This is a genomic window from Streptomyces sp. NPDC059010 (assembly GCF_042740355.1).
In the GTDB taxonomy this organism is placed as follows: Bacteria; Actinomycetota; Actinomycetes; order Streptomycetales; family Streptomycetaceae; genus Streptomyces.
Genome location: NZ_JBHYJA010000011.1, coordinates 75829 through 90221 on the forward strand (window position 1 = coordinate 75829; position 14393 = coordinate 90221).

General features: G+C 70.7%; 15 protein-coding genes. 8 read left to right on the forward strand and 7 right to left on the reverse strand.

Translation table 11 applies throughout. The annotated features are described in order from the left end of the window. Positions 1-180 precede the first annotated feature (180 nt). Positions 181-681: a transcription elongation factor GreA gene (greA, locus tag ACFWYS_RS13780; RefSeq protein WP_272122204.1), complete on the forward strand. Its 501-nt coding sequence runs from the start codon at positions 181-183 to the stop codon at positions 679-681. Positions 682-759: 78 nt separating this feature from the next. On the opposite strand, the gene ACFWYS_RS13785 is transcribed toward greA, so the two are convergent. The 3 genes from ACFWYS_RS13785 to ilvA form a co-directional block, all read right to left on the reverse strand. Continuing rightward, positions 760-1545 (reverse strand): ABC transporter permease, encoded by a 786-nt coding sequence (locus tag ACFWYS_RS13785; RefSeq protein ID WP_384767404.1) that lies wholly within the window; start codon positions 1543-1545, stop codon positions 760-762. Between the two features lie 17 nt (positions 1546-1562). Beyond that, complete coding sequence (locus ACFWYS_RS13790) at positions 1563-2567, reverse strand: ATP-binding cassette domain-containing protein (RefSeq protein ID WP_384767027.1); 1005 nt, start codon at positions 2565-2567, stop codon at positions 1563-1565. A 111-nt stretch (positions 2568-2678) separates the two neighbouring features. Further along, positions 2679-3908 (reverse strand): threonine ammonia-lyase, encoded by a 1230-nt coding sequence (gene ilvA, locus ACFWYS_RS13795; RefSeq protein ID WP_384767030.1) that lies wholly within the window; start codon positions 3906-3908, stop codon positions 2679-2681. A 163-nt stretch (positions 3909-4071) separates the two neighbouring features. Between ilvA and ACFWYS_RS13800 the strand changes: the two genes are divergently transcribed. The 3 genes from ACFWYS_RS13800 to ACFWYS_RS13810 all read left to right on the forward strand — a co-directional run bounded on the left by ACFWYS_RS13800 (position 4072) and on the right by ACFWYS_RS13810 (position 5510). Further along, positions 4072-4578: a MarR family winged helix-turn-helix transcriptional regulator gene (locus tag ACFWYS_RS13800; protein WP_272122295.1), complete on the forward strand. Its 507-nt coding sequence runs from the start codon at positions 4072-4074 to the stop codon at positions 4576-4578. Positions 4579-4752: 174 nt separating this feature from the next. Beyond that, positions 4753-5265, forward strand: coding sequence for a sigma factor-like helix-turn-helix DNA-binding protein (locus ACFWYS_RS13805; RefSeq protein ID WP_384767034.1), 513 nt, complete (start codon positions 4753-4755; stop codon positions 5263-5265). Beyond that, on the forward strand, positions 5262-5510 hold the full coding sequence (locus tag ACFWYS_RS13810) for a hypothetical protein (RefSeq protein ID WP_384767037.1): 249 nt from the start codon (positions 5262-5264) through the stop codon (positions 5508-5510). Before ACFWYS_RS13805 ends, ACFWYS_RS13810 begins: the two co-directional genes overlap by 4 nt. 3 nt (positions 5511-5513) lie before the next feature. Here ACFWYS_RS13810 and ACFWYS_RS13815 read toward each other — a convergent pair whose 3' ends face one another. Further along, positions 5514-6668, reverse strand: coding sequence for a cystathionine gamma-synthase (locus tag ACFWYS_RS13815; protein ID WP_384767040.1), 1155 nt, complete (start codon positions 6666-6668; stop codon positions 5514-5516). Between the two features lie 194 nt (positions 6669-6862). On the opposite strand from ACFWYS_RS13815, the gene ACFWYS_RS13820 reads away from it, so the two are divergent. From ACFWYS_RS13820 to ACFWYS_RS13830, 3 genes are all read left to right on the forward strand, one after another. Next, positions 6863-7981 (forward strand): hypothetical protein, encoded by a 1119-nt coding sequence (locus ACFWYS_RS13820; RefSeq protein WP_384767043.1) that lies wholly within the window; start codon positions 6863-6865, stop codon positions 7979-7981. Between the two features lie 120 nt (positions 7982-8101). Further along, positions 8102-9700, forward strand: a complete 1599-nt coding sequence (locus tag ACFWYS_RS13825; protein WP_384767046.1) for a M48 family metalloprotease — start codon at positions 8102-8104, stop codon at positions 9698-9700. Between the two features lie 71 nt (positions 9701-9771). Next, positions 9772-10893: a hypothetical protein gene (locus tag ACFWYS_RS13830; protein ID WP_384767049.1), complete on the forward strand. Its 1122-nt coding sequence runs from the start codon at positions 9772-9774 to the stop codon at positions 10891-10893. 61 nt (positions 10894-10954) lie between these two features. Here ACFWYS_RS13830 and msrA read toward each other — a convergent pair whose 3' ends face one another. After that, positions 10955-11467, reverse strand: coding sequence for a peptide-methionine (S)-S-oxide reductase MsrA (msrA, locus tag ACFWYS_RS13835; RefSeq protein ID WP_384767052.1), 513 nt, complete (start codon positions 11465-11467; stop codon positions 10955-10957). A 249-nt stretch (positions 11468-11716) separates the two neighbouring features. Here msrA and ACFWYS_RS13840 point away from each other — a divergent pair, with 249 nt between their 5' ends. Continuing rightward, positions 11717-12628, forward strand: coding sequence for an SMP-30/gluconolactonase/LRE family protein (locus ACFWYS_RS13840; protein WP_384767055.1), 912 nt, complete (start codon positions 11717-11719; stop codon positions 12626-12628). Between the two features lie 131 nt (positions 12629-12759). Here ACFWYS_RS13840 and ACFWYS_RS13845 read toward each other — a convergent pair whose 3' ends face one another. Together ACFWYS_RS13845 and ACFWYS_RS13850 are read right to left on the reverse strand one after the other, a co-directional pair. Beyond that, positions 12760-13905 (reverse strand): RNA polymerase sigma factor, encoded by a 1146-nt coding sequence (locus ACFWYS_RS13845; protein WP_384767407.1) that lies wholly within the window; start codon positions 13903-13905, stop codon positions 12760-12762. Then, positions 13902-14321, reverse strand: coding sequence for a YciI family protein (locus ACFWYS_RS13850; RefSeq protein ID WP_384767058.1), 420 nt, complete (start codon positions 14319-14321; stop codon positions 13902-13904). Before ACFWYS_RS13850 ends, ACFWYS_RS13845 begins: the two co-directional genes overlap by 4 nt. Positions 14322-14393 lie beyond the last annotated feature (72 nt).

The window sequence follows — 14393 nt, forward strand, 5'->3', positions numbered from 1 at the left end:
GACACCGACCGGGTTCGCCCGGAATGCGTAGGCGCTGACCTGCGTTGATGTGATTCTGATGGCTTATGTCCTCCCCCTTCGGCCATTGAATTGTTAGGCTCGTGGTTTCGCCCTTCCGTGAGGGAACATCCTTCTGGGTAGGGCGATGCTTTGTATTCCCAGTAACTACGAGGAGCACCTGTGACCCAGACCAGCGAGAACGTCACCTGGCTGACCCAGGAGGCGTACAACAAGCTCAAGGATGAGCTTGCGTTCCTTACTGGTCCTGCGCGCACGGAGATCGCCGCCAAGATCGCGGCCGCGCGCGAGGAGGGCGACCTGCGCGAGAACGGCGGGTACCACGCGGCCAAGGAGGAACAGGGCAAGCAGGAGCTCCGTGTGCGCCAGCTGACCCAGCTCCTGGAGAACGCCCAGGTCGGCGAGGCGCCGACCTCGGCGGACGGTGCGGTGGCGCCGGGCATGGTCGTGACGATCGCCTTCGACGGTGACGAGGACGACACCCTGACCTTCCTGCTCGCCTCCCGCGAGTACGCGAGCGCGGACATCGAGACCTACTCGCCGCAGTCCCCGCTGGGCACCGGCGTCATCGGCCACAAGGTCGGCGAGGACGCCGAGTACGAGCTGCCGAACGGCAAGAAGGCCTCGGTGCGGATCATGAAGGCCGAGCCCTACAGCGGCTGACCGGACCGTGCGGCGGCTGAGCCCGACCGACCCGTCCCTGACCGGCCCCCGGCGCCCACGTGGCGCCGGGGGCCTTTGTCATGCGGTCGCCGAGCGGTACTTCCGCACGGCCAGGGTGCGGAACAGGGCGATGATCAGGACCGAGTAGATCAACGAGGCCCAGACCGGATGCTGCATGGGCCAGGCGCCGGACTGGGACAGACCCGGGTCTCCGAAGAGCTGGCGACACGCCTGCACCGTCGCGCTGAAGGGGTTCCAGTCGGCGACGTGCCGCAGCCACGGGGTCATCTGGCTCGAATCCACGAACGCGATCGAGATGAAGGTGACGGGGAACAGCCAGATCAGACCTCCCGAGGTCGCCGCCTCCGGCGTACGCACCGTCAGACCGATCAGTGCACCGATCCATGTGAAGGCGTACCCCAGAAGAAGAAGCAGACCGAAGCCGCCCAGGATCTTCCCGAAGTTGGTCGGGTCCGCGGAGCCGGGGCGCCAGCCGACGATCAGCGCGACGATCGCGAGAACGAGTGTCGTCAGTGCCGTCTGGACGAGATCCGCGACCGTGCGCCCGGTCAGCACCGCACCGCGCGACATCGGCAACGAGCGGAACCGGTCGATCAGGCCCTTGTGCATGTCGTCCGCGATCCCGGCGCCCGCTCCCGCGGTGGCGAACGTGACGGTCTGGGCGAAGATGCCGGCCATCAGGAAGTTCTTGTAGACATCTGGGTCGGTTGTGTTGCCGATCTTCATCGAGCCGCCGAAGACGTAGGTGAACAGCACCACGAACATCACCGGCTGGACCAGCCCGAACAGGATCATCTCGGGAATCCGGGTCATGCGAATCAGGTTCCGCCGAGCGATGACCATGGAGTCGTTCAGGGTGCTCACTTCACCAGCCCCTTTCCGGCGCTCGTGTGAACGGCCTCCGCGCCGTTCCCCTCGTCCTTCACCTCGGCCACGTGTCCCGTCAGGGAGAGGAACACGTCGTCGAGGGTCGGGCGACGCAGGCCGATGTCGTCGATCTCGATGCCGCGGGTGTCGAGCTCGCGGATGACCTCGGCGAGCAGCTTGGCGCCGCCGGTCACCGGCACGGTGAGCTTGCGCATGTGCTCCTCGACCGTGGTCTCGCCCTTGCCGAAGCCGCTCAGCACCTCGGACGCGGGCTGTATGTCGTCACGCTCGTGCACCACGACCTCGACGCGCTCGCCGCCGGTGCGGGCCTTGAGCTGGTCGGAGGTGCCCGTGGCGATGACGCGGCCGTGGTCGACGACGGCGATGTCGTGCGCCAGGTGATCGGCCTCTTCGAGGTACTGGGTGGTCAGCAGCAGGGTCGTGCCGCCGGAGACCAGTCGCTTGATGACCTCCCACAGCAGCTGGCGGTTGCGCGGGTCGAGGCCGGTCGTCGGCTCGTCCATGAACATCACGGGCGGTGAGACCACCAGGGCGGCCGCGAGGTCGAGGCGGCGGCGCATACCGCCGGAGTAGGTCTTGGTGGGGCGGTCGGCGGCGTCGGCGAGGTCGAACTGCTCCAGCAGCTCGGCCGCGCGAGCCTTCGCCGCCTGCGCCCTCATCTGGTAGAGCCGGCCGACCATCTGCAGGTTCTCGCGGCCGGTGAGGTACTCGTCGACCGCCGCGAACTGGCCGGACAGACCGATGGAGCGGCGTACGGCGTCGGGTTGCTTGAGGACATCGATGCCCGCGACGAGCGCCGAGCCGCTGTCGGGGCGCAGCAGGGTCGTCAGACAGCGGACGGCCGTCGTCTTGCCCGCGCCGTTCGGCCCGAGCAGGCCGAGGACCGTGCCCTCGGGGACATCGAGGTCGACGCCGTCCAGAGCCCTTACGTCGCCGAAGGTCTTCACCAGGCCTTCGGCATAGATGGCGCCTGGCATATGAATCTCCACGTCGTCGGGGAAGGTTCAGAGAGGCTGTGAACTCGCGCCACACCATAACGCGATGTATCGCGTCTCTCAACGGAATTTTCCGAACGAGTGACTCACGCGTCAGCCGATGACGGTGTAGCCCGCCTCACGCAGGGCCTGGCCGACCTCGACGCAGTGCGCGGGGCCCTTCGTCTCCAAGTGCAGCTCGACCTCCGCCTCCGTGAGCCCGAGCCGCGGGTCGGTCCGTACGTGACTCACGTCGAGGACGTTAGCGTCCACCACTGACAACACGCCGAGAAGCGTGGCGAGCGCGCCCGGCCGGTCCGTCAGCCGCAGCCGTACGGCCAGATAGCGCCCCTGCGCGGCCATGCCGTGCCGCAGGACGCGTTGCAGAAGCACCGGGTCGACATTGCCGCCGGAGAGCACCGCGACGACCGGGCCCTCGAAGGCGTCGGGCTCGCTGAGCAGCGCCGCGACGGGGCTCGCCCCGGCCGGTTCGACGACCAGCTTGGCCCGCTCCAGGCACAGCAGCAGGGCGGTGGCCAGCTCGTCCTCGCTGACCGTGCGGACCTCGTCCACCAGCTCGCCGATGATCCGGAACGGCACTTCACCCGGGCGGCCGACCCTGATGCCGTCGGCCATCGTCGCCGGGTTGTCGACGGCGACGGGGTGCCCGGCGGCCAGCGAGGGCGGGTACGCCGCCGCGCCCGCCGCCTGTACGCCCACGATCCGCACGTCCGGCCGCAGCGTCTTCACCGCCATCGCGATGCCCGCCGCGAGCCCTCCCCCGCCGATGCCGACGACGATCGTCCGCACCTCCGGGCACTGTTCCAGGATCTCCAGGCCGACCGTGCCCTGACCAGCGATGATGTCGGGGTGGTCGAAGGGGTGGATGAACACCGCGCCGGTCTCGGCCGCGTACTCCTGCGCGGCGGCCAGCGTCTCGTCGACCACCTGGCCGTGCAGCCGCACCTCGGCGCCGTAGTCCCGGGTGGCGCTGATCTTCGGCAGCGGGGCGCCCTTCGGCATGAACACGGTCGAGCGCACGCCGAGCAGCGAGGAGGCCAGGGCGACGCCCTGTGCGTGATTGCCGGCGCTCGCGGCGACGACGCCCGCCGCCCGCTCCTCCGGCAGCAGCCCGGCGATCCGCACATACGCGCCGCGCAGCTTGAACGACCCCGTCCGCTGGAGGTTCTCGCACTTGAGGTGCACCGGGGCGCCCACCAGCTGGGACAGGTGCCTGCTGCCCTCCATCGCCGTCACCCGCGCCACGCCCGTGAGCATCTTCTGCGCGCCGCGCACGTCGTCGAGCGTGACGGGAGGCAAGGAGTCAGCCGTGCGGTAGCTCATGACACAAGTCTCGCAGTTCACAGGCGCAAGGCCCTGGTGTGACCAAGCTCCGAGATGGGTTTGCGCAGCGCCGGTACACCCCGCGTCCGGGCCGCGTACCCTGTCCCCCAACCCAGCACCCCCTTCATGAAGTGAGCCCCCGGCCATGCCCACAACACCTGAAATGTCGATGGACATGACGACTGTCGCTGACAGCGGTCTCCTCGACACGCTGCAGCACGAGGTGGCGGTGTTCGCCCGCCGTGCCGAACAGACCCGGCTCGGTGGGGTCGGGCAGGTGCGCAACTCCATGGACCGCGCCGCATACCTGCTGCTCAACCGGCTCGACAAGGAGGGACCCATGGGCGTCAAGGCGCTCGCCGCGAGCATGGGGATCGACTCGTCGACGGTGACCCGGCAGGTGGCACCCCTCGTCGACACGGGGCTCGTCAAGCGCACCTCGCACCCCGAGGACGGGCGGGCGGTGGTGCTCCAGCTGTCCCCGCGCGGGCAGTCGCGACTGGAGGAAGTGCGCTCGTCGCGCCGTCAGTTGATGGCGGAGCTGACGCAGGACTGGGCCCCGGAGGAGCGCGAGGCGTTCTGCACGCTCCTCACGCGCTTCAATACCGCGCTGTCCTCGCGGATGGCGGCCCAGGGCATCACCGGGGCGGAGACGCCCACGGCGTCCTGAGCGGGCGGCGCGGAGCCGCGCACGCACGCGTGGCCGCTTGATCGGGTCCTGACCCTTGACCCTGGGCTCTCCCTGGCTTCATATGAAAACGGGTCCTCCAATCGTGCACGACCGGTGTGTCACGTACCTGGCCGGACCCGGTTCCTCAGAGCGCGGTTTCAGGCGGGAGGGGCGGTGGGACGACGGCGTGCGGCGCAGGACGCCCGCCGGGCCCGGGAGTTCGAGGCGTTCGTCGCGGGCGCGGCAGGGCGACTGCTGCATGCCGCGACGCTGCTCACCGCGGAGCCGCAGGACCACAACCCCCGCGCGAGGCGCCTGCTGACGCTGTCCCTCGCGCACACGTACGCGTGCTGGGACCGACTGCGCGGCGAGGACCCGTACGACCGCGCCCGCCAGTATCTGGCCGCCCGCTTCTCCCGGGCCGCCTGGCACGAGTACGGCGGCCTGGGCGTCCTCGCCCGGTTCCGCCCGCCTCCCGAGGGGCCGCTCGCCCGGCTCTCCCCGCAGGAACGCCTGATCCTGGTCCTCCGCCTGTACGAGGGAGTCGCCGAGGAGCAGGTGGCGGCCCTGCTCGGGCTGCCGGCGGAGCGCGTCACCGCGATCTGCGACCGGGCGACGTCGACGCTGCTGCATCCGCCGCGCGGCGCCGCGCCCGCCGTGCTGGGACCGAAGGCGGTGTCGCCGTGAATCGCCCGCAACGGGAAGCGGCCGCACGGCGGATCATGGAGGGCACGCCACCGCCGGTGCCGCCGGAGCTGTACACGGAGGTCGTGCGACGCGGCGGCCGCATGCTGCGCCGCAGGACGGCCGCCGTTCGGCTGATGTGGCTGCTGATGTTCGCCGCGACGGTGGCGTTCGTGGTGTGGGCGGTGATGGCCCGCCCGTGGGTGGAGCCGCCGTCGGAGACGACTCCACCGCTGACGGGCTGGTGAGGACTAGCCGAGCGCCTGCTGGAGGTCTTCCAGGAGGTCGTCGACGTTCTCGATGCCCACGGAGAGGCGTACGAGGTCCCCGGGTACCTCCAGGGCCGAACCGGCCGCGGACGCGTGCGTCATACGGCCCGGGTGCTCGATGAGGGACTCCACACCGCCCAGGGACTCGCCGAGCGTGAACACCTTGGCGCGGTTGCAGACCTCGACGGCCGCCTCCTCGCCACCGGCGACCTGGAAGGAGATCATGCCGCCGAACGCCCGCATCTGCTTGGCGGCGACCTCGTGACCGGGGTGCTCGGGCAGCCCCGGGTACAGAACGCTCGTCACGCGCGCGTGCCGGGTCAGCATGTCGGCGATCTTCGTGGCGTTCTCGCTGTGCCGGTCCATGCGCACCGACAGCGTCTTGGTGCCGCGCAGCACCAGCCAGGAGTCGAAGGGCCCGGCGACCGCGCCCATCGCGTTCTGGTGGAACGCCAACTCCTCGCCGAGCGCCTCGTCACCGACGATCAGCGCGCCGCCGACGACGTCCGAGTGACCGCCCATGTACTTGGTCAGGGAGTGCACCACCACGTCGGCGCCCAGGGACAGCGGCTGCTGCAGGTACGGCGTGGCGAAGGTGTTGTCCACGACGAGCTTCGCGCCCGCGTCCCGGCTGATCTGGGCGACGGCCGCGATGTCGGTGATGCCGAGCAGCGGGTTGGAGGGGGTCTCCACCCACACGGCCTTGGTCTTCGGGGTGATGGCGGCCCGTACGGCGGACGGATCGCTGGTGTCGGCGACCGACCACTCCACCCCCCACCGGGACACGACCTTCGCGAAGAGGCGGAACGTACCTCCGTAGGCGTCATTGGGGATGACCACGTGGTCGCCGGGGCTGAGCAGCGTACGCAACAGGCAGTCCTCGGCCGCCAGTCCGGACGCGAACGCAAGGCCGCGACGGCCGCCCTCCAGGGCGGCGAGGTTCTCCTCCAGGGCGGTCCTGGTCGGGTTGGCGCTACGGCTGTACTCGTAGCCGCCGCGCAGACCGCCGACGCCGTCCTGCTTGTAGGTCGAGACCTGATAGATGGGCGGGACGACCGCGCCGGTGAGCGGGTCCGCCGTGTTGCCCGCGTGGATGGCGAGCGTCTCGAAGTGCTGACTGATGTGCCTGTCACTCATGGGCACCGAGCGTAGTCCGCGAACGCGATGGATGCCGCCGGGCGAATGCGTCAGCCGAGCCGACCGGACGCGCCGAGCCGTGTGGACGGGCCGAGATGCCCGGCGCCAGGGAGCCGCCCCCTCCACAGAACCCTTTCTCCACAGCCTCCCGACCTCGTTCGCCATTTGTCAGCGGCGTCTGGAACGCTGGAGGCATGGAGATTCTCTGGGTCCTGATCGCGCTCGTGATGCTCGGCTTTGTGGTGCTGCCGTTCATGAGGCGCAGGCGGGGCATGATCGAGCAGGTCCATCCGGGCCACCCGGACGCCGCGGACCCGGCGAACTACGGCTTCGTACGGCAGGAGGAGCTGGACATCCGCATGCCCGGCCCCGACCAGGACCTGCTGGACGTCCTGGACCTGGTCCAGCGCACCCAGGACTACCGCGCGGCCTCGCAGCTGCTGGCCGGCACGGAGGGGGAGGGCGAGCTGCGCTGGCAGCGTGTGCAGGCCTTCGCCGGCGCCGCGTCGCTGGAACTGCGGCAGCGGCCGGGCGGGGTCGCCGAGTCTCCCGGCGGGCAGTGGCTGCGGGTGTGGCGGGCCGAGCAGGCCAAGGACGCGGGCGGCGCGGCCGTACACGCGGAGTTCCTCGTCCAGCAGGCGTGGCGCACGGCGACGCCCGGCACGGACGAGTTCCGGATCATCATGGAGGAGGCGAGGTCGGCGTGCGCCGACGCCGCGCTGCTCGCCCCCGGTGACCCGATCCCGTACATCATCGAGCTGTCGGTGGCCCGGGGACTGGCCTATCCGCGGCCGGAGTTCGAGCAGCTCTGGCTGAAGATCCTGGACCGCGCCCCGGCCCACATGGGCGCCCATCTGGCGGCCCTGCACTACTGGTGCGAGAAGTGGCACGGCTCCCGCCGGCTGGCCAACGACTTCGCGGAAGCGGCGGCGGCCCGCGCCCCCCAGGGCTCCCTCCTCGCCGCGATGCCGCTCTTCGCCGTCTTCGAGCACCTGCCCGAGGTGAACCTGGTCAGCGGCTTCTACCAGAGCGAGGTCGTGACGAAGGCGATCCACGGCGCGCTGTTCGCGGTGCACGCGGCCCGCCCCGACGACCCGATGCTGGCCCATGTGCGCCATCTGCTGATCTTCTTCCTGGTGCGCGGCGAGCGCTGGGCGGAGGCCATGGACCAGCTGATACACGTCGACGGCCATGTCGGCGCCCTCCCCTGGACCCTGTCGGCCGACCCGGCCGCGGAGTTCGCGGTGTACCGCGCGCTGGCGGTGGCCGGCTACGAGGCGAACGGCGGCAGCCCGGCGACGCTGCCCCACTGAACCGCGCACGCGCGTGCCCGGACCGGAATCCGCGTTGCCGGGCTGACCTGCGCTGAGGCATACTCCGCTTCCCCCCACACACTTCGTCATGTCCATTTCTAGTGGGGGGACTTGCCCAAAATGGGGGCAACTCTGCGCGCGGTGCGCGCCCTCGTCCTGCTCGCCGGGTTCTATCTGCTCGGTTTCGTGATGCTCGGCGCGCTCGTCGCCGTCGACTGGACCGTCGCCAAGGGCGGCGTCGGCGGTGTCACCGCCAAGGTGTGGATCGTCAGCGCGCTGCTGGCGATCCCCATCGTGCAGGGCATGTTCGCGCTGCGCACACCCAAGGACGAGCCGATGCCCGGCCTGTCCGTGACCGAGGGGCAGGAACCCGAACTCTGGGCGGCCGTACGGGAACTGGCCGAGCAGACGGGAACCCGCGCGCCCGACGAGATCCTGCTGACCCCGGACGTCAACGCGGCCGTGTCCGAGGACGCGACGTTCCTCGGCCTCAAGCCCGGCCGGCGCCGGATGTACCTCGGGCTGCCGCTGATGGCGGGGCTCAGCGAACCGCAGTTGCGGTCCGTCCTGGCCCATGAGTTCGGGCACTACACCAACCACGACACCCGCCTCGCCGCGATCACCCTGCGCGGCCGCCTCCAGGTGCTGCGCACCGTCGCCAGCCTGCACGAACGGTCCCGCAAGAAGGTCGCCAAGGAGGAGGCCAAGCAGGAGAAGAAGAACGCCAAGCGGCTCGCCAAGGGCAAGGAGGCGGGCGCGGTCGACGCCGGGTCGGCGGGCCTGAGCTACCGTCTCGCCGCCAAGCCGTTCCTCTGGTACGGCACCTTCTACCTGCGCGCCTCCCGGGGCGTCGGCCGCCGCCAGGAGCTCGCCGCCGACCTGGCCGCCGCACGCATCGCCGGCCGCGACGCCACCGCGTCCGCGCTGCGCGAGATACCCGTCCTGGACGCCGCCCACGGCTTCTACATGCAGTCGTACGCCACCCTCGGCACCGGCGCCGGACTGCTGCCGCCGCCCGGCGAGGTCTTCGGCGGACTGCGCCATCTGCTGGCCGGGCGCGCCGAGGAGCTGGACGAGATGCGGCGGGCGCTGCCGGAGGAGGAGCAGTCGCCGTACGACTCCCACCCGCCCATCGCCGAGCGCATCGCCCATATCGAACAGCTCCCCGACGACGGCCGCACCCTGACCGGCGCCCGCCCCGCGCTCCGTCTGCTCGCGGACCCCGCTCAGGCGTTCGCGGCGCTGGAGCAGGCCGCGCTCACCCCCGAGGCACATCGGTTGCGCCGGGCCGCCGACTGGTCCCAGCTGGTGAACGAGTCGATGCTCTGGCACGCCGACCAGGACACCGAGCCGCTGCGCGCGGCCGTCACCGAGGTGAACGGCGGCGACGGCTCCCTGGCCGCCGTCCTGGACGCCGTCGACGCGGGCAAGCTCTGGCAGGTGGCCGACCTGCTCCCCAAGTCGCAGGAGGCGCAGGCCGCCACGGGCCGCGCCGCCCGGGAGTTCGCGCGCCCCCAGATGCGCGCCCGTCTCTCCCGCATGGTCGTCGCCGAGCTCGCCCGCCGCGGCCGGGCCCACTGGGAGCTGTCCTGGACGGACGCGGCACGGCTGCGTCTGCCGGACGGCTACGAGGAGGAGCTGAAGCAGGCGCTGGACGCGGCGGTGACGGACGTACCGGACACGCGGGAACTGCGACGACTGCTGACCCAGGCGACCTGACCGGCCCGCCCTCACCGCCCGAACTCACCGCTTACCGCCCGCTGCTCATCGCTCAAGGACGCAGAAACCCCATGAGTCACATCCTCCCGATCGCACTGATCCTCTTCGCGATCTACTCCTGGTACCGCACCCGCAAGAAGTCCGCCCCTGGCGGAGCCGGCGGGTCCGTGCGCAACCGGGACCTGCCGAAGGCCGCCGCCGAGCTGGGCTTTCTGCCCGGTGAGCGGTTGGACACCGACCGGGCCTACGCCCCCGACCCGCGGATCACGGCCGTCAAGGAGGCCGTGCGGGGCGGGGACTGGAAGGCCGCCGAGCAGTTCCTGGCCGAGGCCGGGCGGGACTGGCAGGAGCGCGACCGGCGCTCCAGCGTGCTGGCGTCGGAGGCCGTCAAGGACGACTCCTGGCTGCTGGCGTGGCGCGCGGAGCGGTCGGAGGACGACCCCGACGTGGCGCTGGTACTCGCCGAGTCGCTGATCTATCTGGCCTGGGAGGTGCGGGGCTCTTCGACCGCGAAGCACACGACGCGGGAGCAGTTCGACGGCTTCCACCGGATCCTGGACCAGGCCCGTGCGGCGTGCGCGCACGCGCAGGCCCTGGCGGGGGACGACCCGTGCCCGTTCATCGTGGAGATACCGCTGGCCAAGGGCCTGGGCTACCCGCACGAGCGGTTCGAGGAGATCTGGGCCGAGATCGTCAGGCGCGACCCGCACCACCTGGCCGCGCACACCTCCGCGCTCCAGTACTGGTGCAAGAAGTGGCGCGGCTCGCACGAGCTGGCGGAGTCCTTCGCCCGGTCCGCGGCCGAGAAGGGGGCGCCGGGCCAGTTGCTGAGCCTGCTGCCGCTGGAGGCGTACTTCGAGTACGAGATCCAGCACGACGAACTCGGACAGGACGAGTTCTACAAGCGCCCGGAGATCGTCGCGGCGGTCGACGCCGCCCTGGTCGACGTGGCGGCCGCGGCGGCCGCGAACCCGGACGACTGGCGGCTCGCGCAGATCCGCCATCTGCTGGCCAGCCTGCTGTTCTGGCAGGACAGGTACGAGGCGGCGGTCGAGCAGTTCCGGCTGGTGGACGGCTATATCGACGCCGTGCCGTGGGCGTACCGCGGTGGCCGGGACGCGAAGATCGAGGCCTATGTGCAGCAGCGGGACTACAGCGCGGCGCAGGTGGTGAAGGCGCGGGGCGGAATCTGAGGTCGTGGCCTTGCGTCGCAGGGGGTACCCCTTCGTGGGGGTACCCCCTGCGACGTACCGGTCAGCCCTCCGCGCGGGCCGGCAGCCGCCATCCCGGGCGCGGGAAGTGGCAGGTGTAGCCGTCCGGGTAACGCTGCAGGTAGTCCTGATGCTCGGGCTCGGCCTCCCAGAACGGGCCGACCGGCTCTACCTCGGTGACGACCTTGCCCGGCCACAGGCCGGAGGCGTCCACATCCGCGATCGTGTCCTCGGCGATCCGCTTCTGCTCGTCATCCACGTAGTAGATCGCCGAGCGGTAGCTGAGGCCGATGTCATTGCCCTGGCGGTTCTTTGTGCTCGGGTCGTGGATCTGGAAGAAGAACTCCAGGAGCGCACGGAAGTCGGTCTTCTCAGGGTCGAAAAGGATCTCAATGGCCTCCGCGTGCGTGCCGTGGTTACGGTACGTCGCGTTCGGCACGTCACCCCCGGTGTATCCCACCCGAGTCGCCGTCACGCCCGGAAGCCGGCGGATCAGCTCCTCCATCCCCCAGAAGCATCCACCCGCCAGCACGGCCCTCTGCGTCTGCGCAGCCATTGCGACCCTCCAATATCTGTCAGCCCGGTCGCCCGGGCCACTCTGCTCGCACACCACCGGCATCTCATGCCCACCCTCCCCAACGCACGAGGGGTCCAGGCGATTCCGGGCCCGCCCGACCACGGAGAGAATCGCGACGTGGCGGATGCGGGCTGTTGGCAGACAAGTGACTATTGACAGCATGAGCAGGCCTGTACAACGGACGCCATGCGCATACGTCGAGTACGTCGAGTACATCGAGTGGCAGTCATGGGAAGTCTGGTGGCCGCGCTGTTGGTCGGCGGGTCGGGGACAGCGACGGCGGCAGCCGCCGCACCGGCTGCCGCCGCCACGGCTCCGTGTCCGGAGCGTGCGAGCGTGGAGGTGTTCAGGGAGGGCGGCATACCGCTGGTGGACTGGCGGGAGAACCTGGAGTTCGACGGGCGCGGCACGCTCTGGGTATCGCATGTGACCAAGCACAGGGTCGAGGGCTACGCCCCTGACGGGACCCTGAAGACCAGCTTCCCCGTACCCGGTCCGGGCGGCATCCGGCGCGGGCCGGACGGGATGATGTACGTCAACTTCGGTGTGAACCCGCTGACGCCGCGCGGCGGCATCATGCGGTTCGACCCGACCGCCGCCCACCCGGAGCCCCAGAAGGTCGTGGAGGGGATCTCGGGTATCAACGGCCTGGCCATCGACGTCCACGGGAACTTCTACGTCAGCCGCGAGCTGGCCACCGGCATCCTCAAGTTCCGGCCGGACGGCACCCAGGACGAGGAGTGGACGAAGAAGGCGAACGTTTTCGGCACCAACGGCCTTGAGATCGTCGGCGATCAGCTGTACGCGAGCGTCATCACCGACACCTCGTCCCCGGTCGTACGGATCCCCCTCGACGACCCGGCGAACCACACCACGATCACCAACCTCAGCCCGAACCCCTTGGACATCAAGCTCCTTGACGACCTCACCTACTTCGGCGGCAACCTGGTGGTCGCGAGCTTCCGCGACGGCCAGCTGATCCAGGTGAACCCGGCGACCGGTCGGTCCTGTGTCCTGGTGGACGGCCTGCGGATGCCCACCAGCGTCCGGATCGCCCGCGGATTCGGCGGCAACGACCCACGGCACGACCTGTTCGTCGTCGAGGCGTCGGGCCGCATCCTCAAGGTGAGGGTCGGCTAGGCCCGAGTGTGGTTGAGCCTTACCCGCCGGTCGACGGGTTCGGCCCGTACTCCGAGCGACTGCGGGAGCAGATGGGATGCGGGACGAGGGCTTGGGACCTGGGCTCGATGAAGGCCTGAGCCCTGGAGGCGTCAGCGGGAGCGGGCCGTGTTGAGGCGGGCGGCCTGGCGGGTCAGGTGGGCTCGTTCGGCGAGGTTGGGGGCCTGTTGGGCCGCCTCGGCGTAGAGGCGGGCCGCTGTCGTCAGGTCGCCGTCGCGTTCGTGGAGGTAGGCCGCGACCGCGGTGTGGCGGGGCAGGGCGGGGTCCAGGGCGGCGAGGGCCGTCAGGCCGGCGCGTGGGCCGTCGGCCTCGCCCACGGCGACCGCGCGGTTGAGGCGGGCGACCGGGCTGTCGGTCACGCGGACGAGTTCGTCGTACCACTCGACGATCTGCACCCAGTCCGTCTCCTCGGCGGTCGGCGCGTCCGCGTGCAGGGCGGCGATGGCGGCCTGCGCCTGGTACTCGCCCAGCCGGTCACGGGCGAGGGCCGCCTGCAGGATCTCGACGCCCTCCGCGATCAACGCGGTGTCCCAGCGGCCGCGGTCCTGCTCGGCGAGCGGCACCAGGCTGCCGTCGGGCGCGGTCCGGGCGGCGCGCCGGGCGTGGTGGAGCAGCATGAGGGCGAGCAGCCCGGCGACCTCGGGGTGGTCGATCGCGGCCGCCAGCTGCCGGGTGAGCCGGATCGCCTCGGCGGTGAGGTCGATGTCGCCGGAGTAGCCCTCGTTGAAGACCAGGTAGAGGACGCGCAGCACGGTGGCGACATCACCGGGCTGGTCGAACCGTACGCCGGAGACGGTGCGCTTGGCCCGGCTGATCCGCTGCGCCATGGTCGCCTCGGGGACCAGGTAGGCCTGGGCGATCTGCCGGGTGGTGAGGCCGCCGACGGCGCGGAGCGTGAGCGCGACCGCCGACGAGGGGGTCAGCGAGGGGTGGGCGCACAGGAAGTAGAGCTGGAGCGTGTCGTCCACCTGTGACGCGGGACCGGGTGATGGTTCCTCGTCCACCAGGTCCTCGCGTCGGCGGCGGGCGGTGTCCGCGCGGGTCGCGTCCAGGAACTTGCGCCAGGCCACGGTGACCAGCCAGCCCTTCGCGTCCCGTGGCGGGTCGGCGGGCCAGCCGCGGACCGCCTCGACCAGCGCGTCCTGCACGGCGTCCTCGGCCGCCGCGAAGTCGGCTCCGCGGCGGACGAGGATGGCGAGCACGCTCGGGGTGAGGCTGCGCAGCAGGGCCTCGTTCATCGATGCGGGCACTCCGTGATGGTGGGCGTCCTGCCGTAGAACGGCCGCAGCTCCAGCCACTCGTGGATCGGCTTCCCGCCCGCACCGGGGGCGGCCGACAGTTCCCCGGCCAGTTCGACGGCGCGCTCGTAGCTGTCGACGTCGATCACCATCCAGCCGGCGATGAGGTCCTTGGTCTCGGCGAACGGGCCGTCGGTGACCGGCGGGCGCCCCTCACCGTCGTACCGGACGAACGTCCCCTCCGGAGCGAGCGCCTGGCTGTCGACGAACTCGCCGGTCTGCTCCAGCCGGGCCGCGAAGTCGTTCATGTACCGCGCGTGCGCCGAGATCTCCTCCGGCGTCCACTGGTCCATCGGCACGTCGTTGACGGCGGCCGGAGCGCCCCGGTAGTGCTTCAGCAGCAAGTACTTGGCCATCGTGGTTCTCCTCGGTGCTGGTGCGACCCATTGTGGTCGCGTTCACCCCGGGGACGGAGCCGGACACGGGTT

Excerpts from the sequence above, each read along its gene's own strand:
- ACFWYS_RS13785 (WP_384767404.1), bottom strand. The coding sequence starts at position 1,545 with ATGGTCATCGCTCGGCGGAACCTGATTCGCATGACCCGGATTCCCGAG.
- ACFWYS_RS13790 (WP_384767027.1), bottom strand. The coding sequence starts at position 2,567 with ATGCCAGGCGCCATCTATGCCGAAGGCCTGGTGAAGACCTTCGGCGAC.
- ilvA (WP_384767030.1), bottom strand. The coding sequence starts at position 3,908 with ATGAGCTACCGCACGGCTGACTCCTTGCCTCCCGTCACGCTCGACGAC.
- ACFWYS_RS13800 (WP_272122295.1), top strand. The coding sequence starts at position 4,072 with ATGTCGATGGACATGACGACTGTCGCTGACAGCGGTCTCCTCGACACG.
- ACFWYS_RS13815 (WP_384767040.1), bottom strand. The coding sequence starts at position 6,668 with ATGAGTGACAGGCACATCAGTCAGCACTTCGAGACGCTCGCCATCCAC.
- ACFWYS_RS13820 (WP_384767043.1), top strand. The coding sequence starts at position 6,863 with ATGGAGATTCTCTGGGTCCTGATCGCGCTCGTGATGCTCGGCTTTGTG.
- ACFWYS_RS13825 (WP_384767046.1), top strand. The coding sequence starts at position 8,102 with ATGGGGGCAACTCTGCGCGCGGTGCGCGCCCTCGTCCTGCTCGCCGGG.
- ACFWYS_RS13830 (WP_384767049.1), top strand. The coding sequence starts at position 9,772 with ATGAGTCACATCCTCCCGATCGCACTGATCCTCTTCGCGATCTACTCC.
- msrA (WP_384767052.1), bottom strand. The coding sequence starts at position 11,467 with ATGGCTGCGCAGACGCAGAGGGCCGTGCTGGCGGGTGGATGCTTCTGG.
- ACFWYS_RS13840 (WP_384767055.1), top strand. The coding sequence starts at position 11,717 with ATGGGAAGTCTGGTGGCCGCGCTGTTGGTCGGCGGGTCGGGGACAGCG.
- ACFWYS_RS13845 (WP_384767407.1), bottom strand. The coding sequence starts at position 13,905 with ATGAACGAGGCCCTGCTGCGCAGCCTCACCCCGAGCGTGCTCGCCATC.
- ACFWYS_RS13850 (WP_384767058.1), bottom strand. The coding sequence starts at position 14,321 with ATGGCCAAGTACTTGCTGCTGAAGCACTACCGGGGCGCTCCGGCCGCC.